This window comes from Micromonospora sp. CA-269861 (genome assembly GCF_050948505.1).
Classification (GTDB): Bacteria; Actinomycetota; Actinomycetes; order Mycobacteriales; family Micromonosporaceae; genus Micromonospora.
Genome location: NZ_CP192014.1, coordinates 2596341 through 2613048, shown reverse-complemented (window position 1 = coordinate 2613048; position 16708 = coordinate 2596341). Strand labels below are relative to the sequence as shown.

18 protein-coding genes and 3 pseudogenes are annotated in these 16708 nt (G+C 67.3%); 9 read left to right on the top strand and 12 right to left on the bottom strand.

Features of this window, described 5'->3' with window-relative positions:
* The first annotated feature begins 284 nt into the window (after nucleotides 1-284).
* Together zwf and ACQP0U_RS12030 are read left to right on the top strand one after the other, a co-directional pair.
* Nucleotides 285-1778: a glucose-6-phosphate dehydrogenase gene (gene zwf, locus ACQP0U_RS12035; protein WP_433318379.1), complete on the top strand. Its 1494-nt coding sequence runs from the start codon at nucleotides 285-287 to the stop codon at nucleotides 1776-1778.
* A 42-nt stretch (nucleotides 1779-1820) separates the two neighbouring features.
* Complete coding sequence (locus tag ACQP0U_RS12030) at nucleotides 1821-2711, top strand: hypothetical protein (protein ID WP_433318377.1); 891 nt, start codon at nucleotides 1821-1823, stop codon at nucleotides 2709-2711.
* A 37-nt stretch (nucleotides 2712-2748) separates the two neighbouring features.
* On the opposite strand, the gene rpsN is transcribed toward ACQP0U_RS12030, so the two are convergent.
* The 3 genes from rpsN to rpmB are packed head-to-tail and all read right to left on the bottom strand — an operon-like array spanning nucleotide 2749 to nucleotide 3457.
* Nucleotides 2749-3054 (bottom strand): 30S ribosomal protein S14, encoded by a 306-nt coding sequence (gene rpsN / locus ACQP0U_RS12025; protein WP_433318375.1) that lies wholly within the window; start codon nucleotides 3052-3054, stop codon nucleotides 2749-2751.
* Nucleotides 3054-3221, bottom strand: a complete 168-nt coding sequence (gene rpmG, locus ACQP0U_RS12020; RefSeq protein WP_013287204.1) for a 50S ribosomal protein L33 — start codon at nucleotides 3219-3221, stop codon at nucleotides 3054-3056. Before rpmG ends, rpsN begins: the two co-directional genes overlap by 1 nt.
* Entirely contained in the window at nucleotides 3221-3457 is a 237-nt protein-coding gene (rpmB, locus tag ACQP0U_RS12015; RefSeq protein WP_433318373.1) for a 50S ribosomal protein L28, read from the bottom strand. Before rpmB ends, rpmG begins: the two co-directional genes overlap by 1 nt.
* Nucleotides 3458-3657: 200 nt before the next feature.
* On the opposite strand from rpmB, the gene ACQP0U_RS12010 reads away from it, so the two are divergent.
* Both ACQP0U_RS12010 and ACQP0U_RS12005 read left to right on the top strand, forming a co-directional pair.
* Nucleotides 3658-4959: a CobW family GTP-binding protein gene (locus tag ACQP0U_RS12010; RefSeq protein ID WP_433318371.1), complete on the top strand. Its 1302-nt coding sequence runs from the start codon at nucleotides 3658-3660 to the stop codon at nucleotides 4957-4959.
* Complete coding sequence (locus tag ACQP0U_RS12005; protein WP_433318370.1) at nucleotides 4956-5216, top strand: type B 50S ribosomal protein L31; 261 nt, start codon at nucleotides 4956-4958, stop codon at nucleotides 5214-5216. The genes ACQP0U_RS12010 and ACQP0U_RS12005 overlap by 4 nt, the downstream gene beginning before the upstream one ends.
* Before the next feature lie 125 nt (nucleotides 5217-5341).
* On the opposite strand, the pseudogene ACQP0U_RS12000 reads toward ACQP0U_RS12005, so the two are convergent.
* The 5 genes and pseudogenes from ACQP0U_RS12000 to ACQP0U_RS11980 form a co-directional block, all read right to left on the bottom strand.
* Nucleotides 5342-5511, bottom strand: a pseudogene (locus ACQP0U_RS12000) (class I SAM-dependent methyltransferase); the annotation flags it as partial.
* Between the two features lie 163 nt (nucleotides 5512-5674).
* Nucleotides 5675-6907, bottom strand: coding sequence for a GTP-binding protein (locus ACQP0U_RS11995; RefSeq protein ID WP_433318368.1), 1233 nt, complete (start codon nucleotides 6905-6907; stop codon nucleotides 5675-5677).
* Complete coding sequence (gene rpmF, locus ACQP0U_RS11990) at nucleotides 6904-7083, bottom strand: 50S ribosomal protein L32 (RefSeq protein WP_132340382.1); 180 nt, start codon at nucleotides 7081-7083, stop codon at nucleotides 6904-6906. Before rpmF ends, ACQP0U_RS11995 begins: the two co-directional genes overlap by 4 nt.
* Before the next feature lie 54 nt (nucleotides 7084-7137).
* The gene (locus tag ACQP0U_RS11985) at nucleotides 7138-7674 is read right to left on the bottom strand and encodes a hypothetical protein (RefSeq protein WP_433318366.1); all 537 of its coding nucleotides are present in this window, start codon (nucleotides 7672-7674) and stop codon (nucleotides 7138-7140) included.
* Nucleotides 7675-9444: 1770 nt separating this feature from the next.
* Nucleotides 9445-9690 (bottom strand): hypothetical protein, encoded by a 246-nt coding sequence (locus ACQP0U_RS11980; protein ID WP_433321386.1) that lies wholly within the window; start codon nucleotides 9688-9690, stop codon nucleotides 9445-9447.
* On the opposite strand from ACQP0U_RS11980, the pseudogene ACQP0U_RS11975 reads away from it, so the two are divergent.
* Both ACQP0U_RS11975 and ACQP0U_RS11970 read left to right on the top strand, forming a co-directional pair.
* Nucleotides 9659-9913, top strand: a pseudogene (locus tag ACQP0U_RS11975) (site-specific integrase); the annotation flags it as partial. The gene ACQP0U_RS11980 and the pseudogene ACQP0U_RS11975 overlap by 32 nt on opposite strands.
* Before the next feature lie 232 nt (nucleotides 9914-10145).
* On the top strand, nucleotides 10146-10688 hold the full coding sequence (locus tag ACQP0U_RS11970; RefSeq protein ID WP_433318364.1) for a hypothetical protein: 543 nt from the start codon (nucleotides 10146-10148) through the stop codon (nucleotides 10686-10688).
* A gap of 308 nt (nucleotides 10689-10996) precedes the next feature.
* Here the strand turns inward: ACQP0U_RS11970 and ACQP0U_RS11965 are convergent, their stop codons facing one another.
* Complete coding sequence (locus ACQP0U_RS11965; RefSeq protein ID WP_433318362.1) at nucleotides 10997-11233, bottom strand: transposase family protein; 237 nt, start codon at nucleotides 11231-11233, stop codon at nucleotides 10997-10999.
* Nucleotides 11234-11553: 320 nt separating this feature from the next.
* On the opposite strand from ACQP0U_RS11965, the gene ACQP0U_RS11960 reads away from it, so the two are divergent.
* The gene (locus tag ACQP0U_RS11960; protein ID WP_433318360.1) at nucleotides 11554-13218 is read left to right on the top strand and encodes a hypothetical protein; all 1665 of its coding nucleotides are present in this window, start codon (nucleotides 11554-11556) and stop codon (nucleotides 13216-13218) included.
* 109 nt (nucleotides 13219-13327) lie between these two features.
* Here ACQP0U_RS11960 and ACQP0U_RS11955 read toward each other — a convergent pair whose 3' ends face one another.
* Complete coding sequence (locus ACQP0U_RS11955) at nucleotides 13328-13669, bottom strand: hypothetical protein (protein ID WP_433318358.1); 342 nt, start codon at nucleotides 13667-13669, stop codon at nucleotides 13328-13330.
* Nucleotides 13670-14600: 931 nt separating this feature from the next.
* On the opposite strand from ACQP0U_RS11955, the gene ACQP0U_RS11950 reads away from it, so the two are divergent.
* Nucleotides 14601-14951 carry a barstar family protein gene (locus tag ACQP0U_RS11950; protein ID WP_433318356.1) on the top strand — a complete coding sequence of 117 codons (351 nt, stop codon included), beginning with the start codon at nucleotides 14601-14603 and terminating at the stop codon, nucleotides 14949-14951.
* Nucleotides 14952-15464: 513 nt separating this feature from the next.
* Here ACQP0U_RS11950 and ACQP0U_RS11945 read toward each other — a convergent pair.
* Complete coding sequence (locus ACQP0U_RS11945; protein WP_433318354.1) at nucleotides 15465-15641, bottom strand: hypothetical protein; 177 nt, start codon at nucleotides 15639-15641, stop codon at nucleotides 15465-15467.
* Nucleotides 15642-15750: 109 nt separating this feature from the next.
* Between ACQP0U_RS11945 and ACQP0U_RS11940 the strand changes: the two are divergent.
* Nucleotides 15751-15954: pseudogene (locus ACQP0U_RS11940) on the top strand (transposase); the annotation flags it as partial.
* Between the two features lie 378 nt (nucleotides 15955-16332).
* On the opposite strand, the gene ACQP0U_RS11935 reads toward ACQP0U_RS11940, so the two are convergent.
* Nucleotides 16333-16659: a DUF6355 family natural product biosynthesis protein gene (locus tag ACQP0U_RS11935; RefSeq protein WP_433318352.1), complete on the bottom strand. Its 327-nt coding sequence runs from the start codon at nucleotides 16657-16659 to the stop codon at nucleotides 16333-16335.
* Nucleotides 16660-16708 lie beyond the last annotated feature (49 nt).

Sequence of the window (16708 nt, the reverse complement as noted above, 5' to 3'; positions counted from 1 at the left end):
GGCATCCGTTCCAGCCGGGCGAGCCCTTCGCTACGGTGAGCCCTTCGCTACGGTGAGCCCTTCGCTACGGTGAGCACTTCGCCGCCCTGCACCAAAAACGCCTCCACCGCAAGCTGCGGTTACCGCACCTGGTCGTTACGCCCTTGACCTGAGGTCTCGTGATCGGGCCGGCCTCCGACGCCCTTCCCAACGACTCCGCGCGTGCCCTACCCTCCCCTCGGCCTTCTCGCGACTGCCACGATGTGTGTAGCACCTACGCTCTTGTGCCGGGAGGAACGCAGACCATGGACCACGCATCTCAGCTCATTCAGGAGCGGAGTGCCCCACCTGCCACGCTGGTTATCTTCGGCGCCTCCGGCGACCTGACCCGGCGTAAGCTGCTGCCCGCAATCGAGAGCCTGGCTCGGCACGAACGGCTACCGGACCAGTTCGCGCTGGTCGGCGTCGCGCGCACGTCGATGACCGACGAGCAGTTCGCCGAGAGTGCCCTCGGCGAACGCACCCTCGCCAGCAAGCGCCAACTCCAGGGCAGCGTGCGGTACGTGGCCGGCGGCTACGACGACCCGGAGACCTACAAGCGGCTCGTGGAGACCCTCGACGAGTTGGACGCGCAGCGGGGCACGTCCGGCAACCGGCTCTTTTATCTATCCACCCCGGCCGGGGCCTTCGAGCCGGTGATCAAGGGACTGGCCGGTGTCGGGCTCAACCAGCCCCGCGAAGGCTCCTTCTCCCGCCTGGTCATCGAGAAGCCGTACGGGCGCGACCTGGTCACGGCCCGCGAGCTCGACGGCGTGGTGCACAGCGCGTTCGACGAGCACCAGGTCTTTCGTATCGATCACTATCTGGGCAAGGACACCGTCCAGAACGTGCTGGCGCTGCGCTTCGCGAACTCGATCTTCCAGCCCATCTGGGATCGCTCCTGGGTCGACCACGTGCAGATCACCGTCGCCGAGACCCTCGGCGTCGGCGGCCGCGGTGGCTTCTACGAGGACGCCGGCGCGATGCGGGACATCGTGCAGAACCACGTGCTGCAGGTTCTCGCGCTGGCACTGATGGAACCACCGGCCTCATTCGAGGCTGAGGGCCTGCGCAACGAGAAGGTGAAGCTGCTGCAGGCGATCCGGCTCCCCACCGACCGGGACATCGCCGAGGCAGCGGTCCGGGGACAGTACACCCGGGGCGGCACTCGCGAGGAGCTGATGGCTGGCTACCGCGAGGAGGCCGGCGTCGACCCCCTGTCGCGGACCGAGACCTACGCCGCGATGCGGCTCAATGTGGACAACTGGCGCTGGGCCGGGGTGCCGTTCTACGTACGCACCGGCAAGCGCCTGCCGGCCCGGCTCACCGAGGTGGCACTGCAGTTCCAGCGACCGCCGCACCTGCCGATCCCGACCGACCAGCTCACCGGCCTCGATGCTGACGCGCTGATCCTGCGGATCCAGCCGAACGAGGGCATCTCGCTGCGTTTCGGTGCCAAAGTGCCGGGCCACTCCTTCCGGGTCCGCACCGCCACGATGGAGTTCTCCTACGACCAGACGTTCACCGAGGAGTCCCCGGAGGCGTACGAGCGTCTGCTCCTGGACGCGCTGATCGGTGACGCGTCGCTGTTCATCCGCAGCGACGAGGTGCAGCAGTGCTGGCGGATCGTCGACCCGATCATCGACAACTGGGAGAAGGACAAGTCGCCGATCCCCACCTACGAGGCCGCCTCCTGGGGCCCGACCGACGCCGACCGGCTCATCGGCCGGCACGGCCGCAAGTGGCGCAACTCCGCGTGACCCTGCCACAACCACTGTGACCGGCCGGATAGATTTTCGGCCGTGACAGCAGTTCCGGAACCAACAAGTCCGTTCCGCTGGGACCTTGTCTCTCCCGCCCAACTCGGCGCTCTCCTCGACGCCGTCCCCGAGCCCGATCTATGGTTCCTACCCGACCTGCTCGAGTGCGCCGGCAAGGTCCTTGCCCGCAGCGCCGACGCGGACCTCTACTTTGTCGGCCGCTCCCCCGACAGCATCTTCGACCTGCTCAGCGGCGCGCTCGCCGGCACCACGTGGCGCGACCGCTGCCACCGGCTTCCGCTGTCACTGTGGAGCGACCCGGATGCGCTGACCCCGGCGCAGGTCACCCAGTTCCGCAGCAACCTCAGCCACCTGGGAATCACCCCGCACGGGCTGGCCCACCGCCAGCGTCCGGTGGCATTCGTTGACCTCGTCCACGGCGGCCGCACCTATGAGAACCTGCTCTACCTGCTCCGACGCTGGGTCGGCGACGAGAGAGCAGCCTGGTCGGTGATCCGTACGAAGGTGCGCTTCATCGGCATCACCGCCCGCACAAAGACCAGCCCGAACACCTGGCGCTGGTACCAGGCCGCCCTATGGGCCACTCACCTCCCGCGCAGCGCCCTGGTCGGCGTGTCCCTGCGCAGATGGCTCTGGGAGTATTTCGGCGACCACCAGCACAAGATCACCCGCTCATTCCCGGTCATACGGTGGCTCGACCAGGACACGCACGTCCCGGCACGCGATCCCAACGCGTTGGCCGCCCTCGCCGAAGCCGTGGCCATCGTCGCCTACGGCCGCTCGCCAGAAGGGCGAGCCGGGCTTGCCGCCGCGATAGCCGGCGAACCCACCATGCGCGATCCGTGGGTGCGGTCGCTGGTAACCGAACTACGCCCTAGAGGACCAGGTGCTCGCGGAAACAAGGAGTCTTGAACCGGAACGACGTCCGCCTTACCTTCGCGTGGTGACATCACCAGGACGCCTTCCGCACTCCGGGCATCTCGCCACTCAGGGCTAGTTCGCGGAAGCGCACCCGGGACAGCCCGAATCGGGTGAGCACTCCGCGCGGGCGCCCGTCGATCTGGTCGCGCGAGCGCAGCCGCACCGGGCTGGAATCCCGGGGCAGCCGGCTGAGCCGGCGCACCGCCTCGGCGCGTACCTCCGGGTCGGTCTCGGGATGGGTGACCAACCGCTTCAGCTCCGCGCGCCCCTCGGCGTGCCGGGCTACCAGTTCCTCGCGGCGAGCCTGCCGATTGACCAGGCCCCTTTTCGCCATCAGCGGGCCTCGCGGAACTCGACGTGCCGACGTACGACCGGGTCGTACTTGCGCAGGACCAGCCGGTCCGGGTCGTTGCGACGGTTCTTGCGCGTGACGTACGTGTAGCCGGTGCCGGCAGTGCTGCGTAGCCGCACGATCGGTCGTACGTCGGTCTGCCGGGCCATCAGAGCTTCACCCCCCGGGCGCGCAGCTCGGCGACGACCTTCTCAATGCCCTTGCGGTCCACGGTCCTCAGCGCCTTCGTCGTCAGGGTCAGGCTGACCCATCGCCGCTCCGACGGCAGCCAGTAGCGGTGGTTCTGCAGGTTGGGGTTCCACCGGCGGCGGGTGCGCCGGTGGGAGTGGGACACGGCGTTGCCGAAGCTCGGCTTCGCGCCGGTGACGTCACAACGTCGGGACACAGTGAACGCTCCCTTGCTCAGGTTGCACGATAACGACAATGGTTTTCAGTTCTACATCATCCGTTCGGCCAGCCCCACCCCGGGTCGCCGTCAACGACCTCTGCCGGGGCTCGCTCGCACCCCTCGGACCGCCATTCGCCACGCCAGCCCCCGTGTGCTTAGAATGACAATCGTTTTCACTAAGCGTCGAGAGGAGTGCGATGTCGTCGTCACCACAGGCCCCGACCCACGTCGTGACAACGGACGCGGATACCCGCCCCTCGTTGACGGTGCTGTCCGGGTTCTGGCCAGCGGCGACCTTCGCCGTCGCCCGAGCGCTGCTCGCCGCCGACGAGTCACTGCTGCTGGTGCGGCACGACCTCACCGGGATCCGCGAGGGCGTCGTGCGCCGGGTGGTGCGCTCCAGCGCAGGCATGATCGAGGACGAGCAGGTCGACCTGAGACACGGCTGCATTTCGTGCACCCTGCGCGAAGACGTGCTGCCCACACTCGTCCGACTTGCCCGCAATTATCCCGGCCGAGACCTGGTGCTGATGCTGCCCGAAGTGGTGGAACCGGAGGCGGTCGCCGCCGCCTGCGCCCACTGCCTCGTTGACGGCGCTCCCATCACCGAGCTCATCCGCGTCGACTCCTACGTCACCGTCCTCGACGCCGAACACCTACTCGACGGCCTCGCCAGCACCGACAACCTCACCGCACTCGGCATCCAGGCCGCGGAGGACGACGACCGCGCGCTCGCCGACGTCGTGGTCCGCCAGATCGAGTACGCCGACACCCTGCTGCTCTGGGGGCAGTCCCGAGAAGGCGCCTTCGACACCAGCCGGCTGTCGGTCCTGCTGCAGCGAATGGCGCCCTGGGCGGTCCACATCCGCGTCGACGGCGACCTCGTCGACGCCAGCACTCTGACCCGCCAGCTGCGCCACACCCATCGGCACCGACCGGAGACCCCCGGACTGCTCGCCCGAGGCCTGCAGGGCTACACGCTGGGCACCCACGAGCCGGAATCCGACTGTGGTGTGATCTCCGCCGTTTTCCGCGCCCGCCGCCCGTTCCACCCACAACGCCTGCACGACGTCCTGGAAGACGTCAACGCCGAGATGATCCGCTCCCGAGGTCACCTCTGGCTGGCCAGCCAACCCGACACCGTGGTGGCCTGGGAATTCGCCGGCGGCGGTCTGGCCATGGGCTCCCTCGGACACTGGCTGGTGAGCCTGCCCGAGGACCGCTGGGAGCACGTCGAAGACCAACGCCGCCTCGCCGCCGCCCTGGACTGGGACCCCTACTACGGCGACCGCCACCAGCACCTGGTCTTCATCGGCCTCGACGTCGACCCCGTCGAGCTGCACCGCACCCTCGCCCGCTGCCTACTCACCGACGCCGAACTCGCCGACGGCGAAGAAGCCTGGCGCACCTATCACGACCCGTTCACCGGCTGTTTTCCCCTGCACGCCGAGGAACTGGCGGACCTCGACACCGACACAGAAGGAGCGCAACTCCCATGAAGCCCGGAATCCACCCCGACTACCGACCCGTCGTCTACCGCGACAAGAGCGCCGACTTCGCCTTCCTCACCCGCTCCACCGCCACCAGCGACCAGAGCATCGAGTGGACCGACGGCAACACCTACCCCGTCATCGACGTCCAGATCTCCTCCGCCAGCCACCCCTTCTGGACCGGCAGGCAACGCCTCCTCGACACCGCGGGCCGAGTCGAGAAGTTCCGCCAGAAGTACGCCCGCCGCGGACCCCAGAGCACCTGACCATCTGCGGTGCCCATCGACTGGACGACCGGCACCGCAGATGGTGGGAGCCGCTCGGCACGACAGGGCCTGGCACCTGGCGGCCGCCCGCCAGCTGGATGCCTCGGCAACCGGCTCTCGGGCGTCCGCCGGGCATCGCCGACGCGGACAGTGATGTGGGCAGGCCAACGTTGGTGGACGTCCTCTTTGGTCAGCGCCACCATGGCCAGTACGAGGTCGATGCCGGTGACGTGGCGGTCGGCCCGGTGGCCCCCGCCGCTGGGAACAGGACGGCACCCCGGCCGCAGCCGACGTCGCGCCGTCGAACGCCCGCTGGGGCAGGTGTCCGCGTGCTGTCTCGTCGCCGACGCGACCGGCGGCCAGAACGCGCGCTGCCGGCCAGATTCGTAGTGGGTGACCTGGCTCCCGATCGTGCCGCTACCGGGCGACATCGTCCGAGGTCAGGGTGGCTGACATGGTCAGACCTGAACCGGCTCGACATGGTCGTGTTCGTGCAGGTCGCTGAGGTCCCAGGTGGGGAACGGGTCGGGCAGCGCCCGCCAGGCATCCTCGCCGGCGGCGATCTCGGTGTCGGTGAGCAGGCAGGCGACCAGTGCGGCCCGTAGACCCTCACCGTCCAGGTCGATACCGATGAGGACGAGTTCCTGCTGCCTGTCCCCGAAGACCGGATGCCAGCGAGACTCCAGCTCGATCCGCTCCTCGGGATCCTCCGGCCACTCCCCCGAGACCACGACGGGCACACCGATCGGATCACACCGGCCCGAAGGACCGGCCTGCGACCACAGTGCCTGCACGTCCGGGCGGCTGGCCAGCCACAGGAATCCCTTCGACCGCACGACGCCGAACACGTCCAGGCCGCCGGCCAGCAGGTCCCACAGTCGCTGCGGGTGCATCGGCCGGTGGTCGCGCAGAACGATGCTGGAGACGCCGTACTCCTCGGTTTCCGGCACGTGCCCGCCGTTGAGCTCGGCGACCCAGCCGGGTGCCGTCTCGGCCCGCTCCAGGTCGAACCGGCCCGTGTGCAGGATCTCCGCCGGGGCCACTCGGCCGTACACGGCACGGACCTGTCGGGCGGCCGGATTCAGGCGGGTCAGCAGCGCCTCGACCACCGCCAGATCCTCCGGGGCGACCAGGTCGGTCTTGTTGACCACCAGCACGTCGGCGAACTCGATCTGGTCGACCAGCAGGTCGGAGATGCTCCGGTCGTCCCCCTCGTAGGCGGCCAGCGCACGCGCCTCGAGGGTCTCCCCCGCCTCGAGGCGGGCCCGCAGGCCCGCCGCGTCGACCACCGTCACCGTGGTGTCCAGCCGAGCCAGGTCGTCGAGGACCTGCCCGCCGTCCACGCCGAAGGCGAACGTCGCGGCCACCGGCATCGGCTCCGAGATGCCGCTGGACTCGATCAGCAGGTAGTCGAACCTGCCCTGCCGGGCCAACCGGGTCACCTCGTCGAGCAGATCGTCGCGCAACGTGCAGCAGATGCAGCCGTTGGTCAGCTCGACCAGCCGCTCCTCCGTCCGCGACAATGCCGCACCGTCTCGCACCAGGGCGGCGTCAATGTTGATCTCGCTCATGTCGTTGACGATCACCGCCACCCGCAGCCCGTCCCGATTGGCCAGCACGTGGTTGAGCAGGCTGGTCTTGCCCGCGCCGAGGAACCCGGACAGCACCGTCACCGGCAGCCGGCCCGTCACGGCTGATCCACCACCTGACGCCCCTTGTACAGGCCGCAGTGCGCACAGGCACGGTGCGGCACCACCATCTCCTTGCGCGGACACGGGCAGGGCGTCAACTGCGGCACACTCGCCTTCCACTGCGCGCGACGGTGGCGGGTGTTGGACCGGGACATCTTGCGCTTGGGCACGGCCATGAAGGATCTCCTCAGCGGGGGGGTCAGCTAGATGCTAATGGTTCCCGTTTTCGTTTACGAGCTCGGGTGCCTGAGGACTGACCCGGCATGACCTTCTGGCTGCGACCCGGCGACCCGGCCGACGTTGCCGAGAGCGCTATCCGGCGACGCGACAGCTGCATCACGTCCACCAGACAGCGAGCGATCCACCACTACCGACGGCAGGTCTGAATCCTCGTTGCGGGCCTGCGGGACCTGCCACATGAACCGGTAGCCGATCCCGAGTGTGCTGGCGAAACCGATCACCACGGCATATGACCAGGCGCCCCCACCGCCGCTCAGCTCCCCGAACTCGTTGGCCAGGAACCCGACGAACGTGGCCACGGCCAAACCGGTGACCGCGACCACCGCGCACAGGTCAGGCACCATCGCGGCAAAGACGCCGGCCGCCACAGCGACAATCAGCACCCTCCCCGGCATCTCCGACCGCGAAAACAGCGTTGCTGCCACGAGGGATGCGGCGATCATCACCGTCCAGCCGATCGCGACGCTGACACCCGTCGGTGTCTGCTCTACGCCCGCGCCTCTCGACGGATTGCGATACACAGCCATGGCATGCCTCCGGCGACCGGGCGGACCCCACGCCGAGTCCACCTGGCGCCATTTCAGGCCGCCCAGCCGACCATCGTCGACGGCTTTCACGCAGCCGTTACGACTGCGGGCCGATTCTTGACACGGCCATAACGACAGCCACCCGGTCACGCAAGCCCGCTGAAAGCTGCACGACCCGCTGTGGCGGTTGGCCGCGAACGCCGAGAAGCCTGATCGGTACGACTCCTCAGCGACGGAGCAGACGTCGCAGCCCTCGCCCAGCGGTTTCGGGTGCCATGGACCGGCAGCTCCTGAGGCAAGGTGGCGTATCGGCGCCGTCAATTCAAGGCCGGCTCTCGTATCAGCGGCGTGAAGAGCCTTGTGATACGTACCCCTGTCGGATGTGCTTGTCGTCATCAGGAGGACGACTCCTGACCGAGGTGGAAGGAACGACGTGGCCAGATTGACGCGGCGCACCCCGGCGGGCCTGTACGGGCCCTGCCGCAGGGGTTGGGCGGCTGGTGCGGTCCAGACAGGGCATGGCCGTCCTTCACGTTCGGGCAGCGGCTGTCGCTGACTGGTTCCGGCGCTTCCACCCCGTCGCGCGGCGGGTTCGGGCCGGTTCGGCTTCGAGCCCGCCGTCGCGTTCTTTTGGCAGAAGGATTGGCGTCCGGTGCTCGCTCGCAACCTGTCACCACATGGGATCGAAGTAGAGGGTGCCGATCACGGGCTCCGCGTCCCGGGGCTACTTGCCAGGTCTGCCGCGGCGCTCGGTGAGATGGCATGGCTACGCGGATAGAGGAGTTCCTTGACCGGGTTCTCTGGCCGGCGCCATCCCACGTCCGTTGACCGGTGATCCGGTCACCTGCGCAAGAGAGTCCTACCAGGCGAAAGGGCCGAACCGACTTCCGGATCAGCCCTCTGACCTGCGTCGTGACGGATCGGTATCACGACGTGCGCGACACTCCGCGTCCTGTCGTTGGCCTCCGTCTCTGCGGTCGGTCACGACCGGTCATCGAGGTCAGGGCGTCGCAGTGATCGCCCGGCTGGAAGCATGGGCGGATGAGGTCGAGGCTACGCAAGCTACACATCGACGGCCGGGAGTTCACCTGGAAGGCCGACATCCGATCCGCATCTGGCCCGGACGGTCGTCTACACCGCTGCATAAGGCTCCGCGTGTGGGGTTCAGGAAAAAACGGTCGTGTCCTACAGGTCGACTTGACCGAGCTGCCCTCGTCAAATCCCACCGTGGCCTCTGGCGACCGGTACGTCGAGACCGACGTGCATGGCAGTGGGGAAACATACCCGTTCCCGACAGCTGCGGACGTACGCGTTCTTGTCTCTTACGGGCTGCGCGCTGGTTGGACACCGGAGGCGTCGGGTGGGACGTTCCAAGTCCCCCCGGCGGCTGAGCTTGCGCTACCGGGACTTGTCATCACTGATCTTCTGTGGGCCGTCAACCAGCACCGCTAGTGCTGGGCACAGACCGACGCCGTCAGGTGCCCGCACGACAACCATGACCGACTGCGAGAGCTGGTCGAACATGTCCTGAGACCCGATATCGACAGCCGGCGGCCCTGCTCGCGGAATCGCTGCTCAGGCTGCGTAAACGACGGTGGCGTCGTCGCTGCGCTTGTTATGTGCCCACCTCATGCAGGACGGGTCGGCGGCCTCGATGGCGCGGACTCGGCTGATCAGCTCGGTCGGACCATCCTGCGCTAGGACTTCGAGCACGTCGGGCCGGTCGAGCAGGGCGACCAAACGTGCTGCTCCGTCCGTCAGCACGGCAACTCACCGGACGCTGCCGAGTGGGACCTCTCCGATGATCGCTTGACGGGCGGCGATCGGATCGGCCGCTGCCACCCCATACCCGCCGGGCTGGTTACGAGCGGCCAACTCGACGTGCTTCAGCCGCAGCAGTGCCGACTGCTTCTCGGCCGATCCGAACGGGTGCCGGTCGGCCTCGTCACGTTCTTCGCGGGCGGTCTTGCCCACCCGGTCATCGGTGATGACCCGGCTGCTGACCGGCGCTCGCACCGAGGAACTGCGAGCCCTCGCCTGGTCACGCGTCGACCTCGCCGGCAAGCCGGACAACAATCCCCCCGTGCCGCCATCCATTCAGGTCTGGCGCTCGGTCCGCGCCGACGGAGACACCACCAAGACCAAGAAGTCGCGTCGCACCCTGGCTCTGCCGGCCCGGTGCGTCACCGCGCTCACCACCCACCACGAGCGCCAAGGCCAACCTGTCGCTGACCGCCTCGCTGCGGTCCCGGTTCCCGAGGCAGTGCCTCGTTCGGCCGGCACCCTTGGCCTGATGACCTTTGGAGGACACAATGCCTTCCGTGAACAGGCAAAGCCTAACGACGGAGAAGGTACATGCGTGGCCCCGTGCTCTGGCCGTGGCCGCGCTCCTAACCTCCACTCTCACCGCTGGCTGGTCGCACCTCGCGCAGGGCAACGTATCAGGCGTTTGGGTGGGGTGGCTTCCGGCCGTGATTACGGCGATCCCCCTGTTCACTGTGCGTCGTAAACCGTTCGAATACGCCTGCCTGGCAGCTGGAGTCCTGGTGCTTTGCCTGGCGGTCGTGGGCGCGTTCCTCGTGATGCTCTTCCCGGCCGCGCTGATTTTCTTGGCTGCGGTTGCGGATCCACGGCGGGCACCGCGTCGGGCACGGGCGTCGGTGCTCGTCGGCGTATTGCTGGCAATCGTTGCCGGTGTGGCGCTGTCCGGGGGAATCTACACGGCGCTGACGTCCCCGCCGGTTGGGTTCATTGTCCACACCAGTTCCGATATCACGGTGACCGCGCCGACGTTTGAACGCGTCGTCCAACGTGCCCGCACCGGTTACGGCGTGGAAGGTGGCGTGCGCGTCAACGCTGCGGGCGACGATGAAGGCCCCACCATCACCATCCAATTCCGCTCCAACCTTCCCGCGGACGGGCAGGAGCGGCTCCGGCAACACCTGGCGGAGGTGCCCGGTGTAACAAAGGTCTGCCCGTGGTATCGAGACAACCACCTACGCTCCCGGTGCTAGCTGCAGCCAACGCACACGCTCGTGACCCACAATGGGCCCGGGTTGTCTGGGACCTCTGCAAACGCCATAGGGCCCAGGAGCAAAAACGACAGCAGCGGACCAAGATCAGCATCATGATCGTAATGACCAAGCGCCTGGACTGGGTTATAGCGCTACGTCGTCGGTGAACAAGAGCTGGCCCGGCATGCTATCGCGGCAGCTTGGCGGCCGTGTCCGTGACCCAGCCTTCGTCCTCAGGCACGGCCGATGCCCGACCTCGCGCGGCGCTGGCCGTTCACTTGTCGGCGAGCGCCCCAGTGGCCCTAGGGTCAGAGCGCGGAGATGTGCAGGCCGAGCGCCAACCTGGGCAACGCGTCCGACAGGTCGGCGGCCCATTCGACGATCTCCACGACGCGGCTCGATCCCGAAACCACCGCCGCGATCGCGAGCAGTCCCGGCAGCGGATGGATCCGGCCGCCAGCGTCCCGTGGGTCCGGAACCCGGGCGAGGGCCTGCAGCAACCCTGGCGTGTCCTGTTCCGACAGCGGCAAAATTCGCCGCTGCACCGATCGCGCGACTCCTGCGTGACAGGCACCTTTGATAGACAGCGTAAGGCCCGGCTACCGGAACGACATTGGTCGATGCCTTGACTCTATGCGCCGCCCTGCTCATGATTTACTGCGGCGGTTCAACAGTGAGGGTCAATGTGATGACGCAGGTAGAACCACCGGCAGGAGGCCCCACATCAGCCGTCACTCTCAGCGAGCATGGACAAAATGGCCGACTCTCGCGTGCCAGTTCAGGCACGAGGGATTGGCTGACACGTGGGGCCCATCGGCGGGAACTGAGCATCGCGGGCCTCGGTTCAGTGCTACTCGCCGTCGCGATGATCTGGCTGATTCCGCCGTACGCGATTCGCGTGATGACTGCCGGCGCCAAGACTGTGCCGATCGCCGACCCGGCCCACACCATCGTCGGTGACGCGGGTGACCCGACGGCCCAAGCATGGCTGGTGGGATGGGGTGGCCACGCTCTCACCCACGGTCTGCGTGGCCTGTGGGACACCAACGCCTTTTATCCCGACAAGTACGGCCTGGCCCTGAACGACACCCTGCTCGGCTATGCCCCGGCAGGGCTGATCGGCAGCGGTGTAGTCGGCGCCGTGCTTCGCTACAACATCCTGTTCGTGCTGGCTTTCGCGCTCGCCTTCCTCGGCGGCTACGCGCTCCTGCGCCAACTTGGCGCGAACAAGGTCGCCGCCGCGGTAGCCGGGGCCGCACTCGCCTACGCGCCCTGGCGCTACGGACACGACGGCCATTTGAATATTCTCTCCACCGGTGGCATCACTCTGGCCCTGGCGATGCTGGCGCGCGGCCACGGACTCTCGTTCACCCGCGGCTACCTTGCCGAACGAGTCCGGCCGGGCTGGGCGTTCGCTGGCTGGCTGGTCGCGGCCTGGCAGGTCAGCCTTGGCTTCGGCGTGGGGCTGGGATTCGTATACGTCCTCGCCGCCCTCTGCCTGATCACACTGATAGCCTGGCTGATCCACCGCCCACGCCTAAGCCGCCGGCTGATCGTCGGTGATCTGATCGGCGGGCTGGTCTTCACCGCGGTGACCGGATACTTCGCATACGCGTACCAACACGTGCGCGAACTCAACCCACATGTCACCCGGGACTGGGACTACGTCGCGTTTTTCTCCCCGACACTGCGCGGACTTCTCGTGGCGCCGCAGTCCTCGCTGCCCTGGGGCACCCTACACAACGACGCCCGCACCGCTCTTGGTGGCGCACCGACTGAGAAAGTGCTGCTATGCGGGTATGCACTGTATCTACTGGCCTTCGCCGGCCTGTTCCTATCCCGCTGGTCACCTGCGCAACGGCTTCTGCTGCTGTCTGGGGCGGTCGTTGGAGTGTTGCTCGCGCTAGGCACGAACGGGCCGATCTACCGCCTGCTCTATCTTTACGTGCCCGGGTTCGATGGATCCCGTACACCAGGACGGTTGATCTTGTGGCCCACTCTCTGCCTGGCCATCCTCGCGGCCGGCCTGGTTACCCAACTCGCCGAGGTGGCTCGCAGGAGCGCCAAGCCGAAGTGGTCTGTGGAAGCGGCACGGCTACTGACCGTTCCGTTGCTGGTCCTCGTGCTAGCTGAGGGCCTGCCTGACCTGCAACACCCCCAAACCCCAGCCAAACCGGCCGCGATGGCGCTAGCCTCCGCGCACGCTCCGACCATGGTATTGCCGTCCGACGACGGCATCGACCTCCACGTCCTACTTTGGTCGACCGACGGTTTTCCCGCCGTCGTCAACGGTGCGGCCAGCTACACCACACCCAACCGTCAGGCGATCCGCGACGTCATGGCGACCTTCCCCAGCCAACCGGCCCTGGACCGGTTGCACCAGCTCGGCATCCGCAGCGTCGTCCTGCTGCGCAACCGGGTCCACGGCACCCCATACGAACCACTGCTTAACATCCCTGACGTACCCGGCATCACCCGCCACGACGTCGGGCCAGACGTGGTTTACACGATCGACGCCAACACGAAGTGATGTTGGGCGTTTCCTCGCCGTTGTGCTTCGGCCTGGCCTGACCTGCCGAGGCCATCCCCCATCGTCCATCGTTGTCCGCCCACGTCCGCCCTGATCGTCACTCAGTTAGTCACTCAGGGGGAAGAACACCGTTCGCCGTATACCGCTCGCCGTCGTCGCCTTGGAGATTGGCCTGCAAGTCCTCGGCGAACGTTCCGAACTCGCGGTAGGGGTCGCCATCGAAATGACCCTTGATGTTGATGGCACCTTCGAACCAGGTCAGCGAAACCGGGCTTCCGTCCGCGCAGGTGTATTCGTAGATGGGCTGGCGGTCCTCATCCCAACCAAGCCATCCGCCTACGCTGAGCGCGGGATTGCCATCCGCGTAGGACTGCCATTCGGGCAGGGTGATCGGCTGCCCTTCGCTCTCGTAGTACTCCTCGGCTCGGCTGATATGAATCTCGTATCCCATGCTTCCTCCATGCAATCAGCTCTCTTGCCAGGAAGGGACGCAGGATACAGGGCAGACGGATGCTGGCCGGAGGTCGTCAGCCATCCCCTCAAGCCGCGCCTGCCATCCCGTCTGCCGCCGACCCGCCCACCGGGGAGCGGGCCGCCGCCCGGTCCGCCACGTCAAGCGGACCTTGACACACGTACGGACGCTGGCGGGCCGGGCGGTGGTCTGCTCGGCTCGCCCGGGTCGACGGCTGACGGGATGGCCCAGCTCAACCACCCACGGACCGCGATCCGCCGACGGACCCCCGACCATCTCGGAGCCGGTGCGCCCCCGCCGGAGGCGCGGCAACTGCAATAAGCTTGCCGCCGCAACCGCCGCTCGGACCCGGCGTGCCCTGCCTGCGCCGCGCCGATCGGGCGCGGCCCGGCCGGCTGCCGGCCCACCAACCTCAACCACCCTCGGCACAACCGTCGGCGGCGGCCCCGGGCTTCCCGCTTTCCGCGCCAGTCGCCGGGCGTTCCGCGTGGCCGGAGTCGGAGCGCCAGCGGAGCGACGGACGCGCGCCCAGGCGGCGGCGCGTGCGGCCCGTCTCGGGCCGCCTTGAAGACGTACAGAAAATTCTCACCACTTTGCCGGCAGCCGGCGTGTCCTTCGTCGGCTGATCTGCGACACCCTCAGCGCGCCGATCGCGGCAGACCCAGACATACGGTCAAGGGCTGCCCGTCGTGCTGTGTTGCCTCCGGGCACACTGAGGACCTTGGAAACGCGGCGCGTGCCAGGCTGCGGAGGTCGCGGAACTACATCGAGCGTGGGCTGAATGACAAACATCTGGTGGAGCGGCTCCACTGATCACCTCGCGGTCTGCTCGCGCAGTGCCCTGGTGGAGTTGGCGGCGGTGCTACCGGCAACGGGCAGGTTTGTCGTTGCCCGGCTTGACGGAAGGAGGATGACGGATGCGGACCACGTCTTCTACGAGTTCTCCGACGCGCTGCTCTTCCCCGGCTACTTCGGCTGGAACTGGGACGCGTTGTCCGACTGTCTCCGTGATCTCAACTGGTTGCCCGCGGACGGGTATCTGATCATTGTCGAGAACGCCCCCTGGTTGGGGTCGAGCAGTGCCGAGGATCGGCACACGCTGTTCCGGATCCTGTCGCGGGCCGTTCACTACTGGGCGAGCCCGCTCGGCCAGCCGGACGGCAAGGGCGTCCCGTTCAAGGTGCTGCTGCTGTGCGACCGCGACGAGGAAGCGGCGCTGTTGCGACAAGAGGTCGCCCGCGCAGTCCACAACATGCGGTGAAATCGGCGGCGAACCTGCCGCCCTAGATCGCTGGAACTGTCGTACGTCAGTTGGCGGACATTCGTTGCACATCAGTTGTCGGATCACACTCCGGCAGCCGGCGGCCCTGCTCGTGGATCTGCTGCTCAGGCCGCGTACACGGCGCGCCGGTTGCCCGGAGGACATCCAGCCGGAAATGACTGAGTTGATCCTTGGCCGCGTTGCGGCGACCGTATCGGTGCAAGGACTGGATGTACGCCTGCCTGGTCCGCCACCTCGACGACCCGTTGTTCTTCCACGGGGTGGAGATGCTGGCTTCGGCCGATGACCCCTCGGTCCGGATCCCAGCGCAGTTTGTTCTGCAGGTGGCCACACACCGCGAGCAACGGACCACCCGCACGAGTTGGCGACGTTGGCTCAAGGCAGCCGGCTGACCGCCTGGCTGTTGATACGGACAAATCGAGGGTACGGGCGTCCGCACCCTCCAGCCTGCGCCGCACCGCCAGCCATCCTGATTGCCCGACGCCGAATTGTTCAGGTAAGCAACACGGCGCCGTCTTCGAGGCGCACCATGGTGCGCGAAGATTGGTGCTGGTGGGTGGCTGCGGTCCGCCGGTGTTCGGGGTGGATCGTGATGGGGTTCGTCGTGGTCAACCCCGAATCCTCTGTGGTGCTGACGAGCCTGTAGGTCAGCATGGTGGTGGAGGGCACCAATCCACGGGAACCGTGGACTGGTGCCCTTGAGCCCGAGCGTCAGACTTCGAATCTCCCTGCCCTCCCCACGACGGACGCCGTGGTCCGCATATGAGGGGGGCTGGTTATGAAAGTCGTTCACTCCCGGTCGGCCGCCGGGTTCGTCACCGGCCTCCTCTCCGACCTCGAAGTCAAGACATGCTGGCAGTTGGCCGAGCAGGCCGGGCATGGTCGTCCGGACGCGATGCAGCGGCTGCTCTACCGGGCGAAGTGGGACGCCGACGCGGTACGTGACGATGTGCGCAAGGTCGTCGTCGACCGGTTCGGTGACTGTCGGGCTCGGAAACGGGCTTCGGCTACGCCGCCGGCGAATACTGGTTGATCAGGCCACCGAGGATTGGGCGTCGCTGGACCCGGGCGGTGGTCAGGTCTACGACCTTCGGCGGCCGACTCGGTGGCTGCTGGTCCAATGAGCCCCTTTTCATCGTGACGGGGCTGGTCACGGCGGTGGGGTGTGGGCAGGGATCGACGTAGGGCGAGGCTCCCGGTAAGGCAGCAGTCGACCAAGATCCGATGCCCCAACCGGAAGCCTCGCTGTTGTCCTACCCTGCCGCGATTCCCCTGTCCGACCGCACCCTCATTTGCCTCGCTGACCTGATCCGCAACCACCGAACACAGGTGGAGAATCGCGCAGCGCTTGGCTGGCGGTTCAACAAGTTTGACCCGAGTACCAGGCGTTGGATACGGCGTTGGCGCCGCCGATGTCCCACGTTCCCGGGCCGATGCACCAGGTCCAGTCGTCGCGGGGCCACGTCGCGTCGACGTAGATGATCACATGGGTGTTCCCGCAGTGGTTGTACCAGGCCGTCACCGCGTCTTCGTAGTAGCCGCAAACCTGCGCGGCGACGTCCTCGCTGCCGGGCTTGGCCTGCTCCGAAACCGCGGTGGTTTCGGGTTGGGACAGGCGGGAGCCGGCGCCCGGACTTGCCTGTGCCACGGTCCCGGACAGGGTGAGTGCGCCGAGGATCGCGGTCACTGCCGAGATCCGAAACGCCGTTCTGTACCACATTTTCACAATGGTCTCC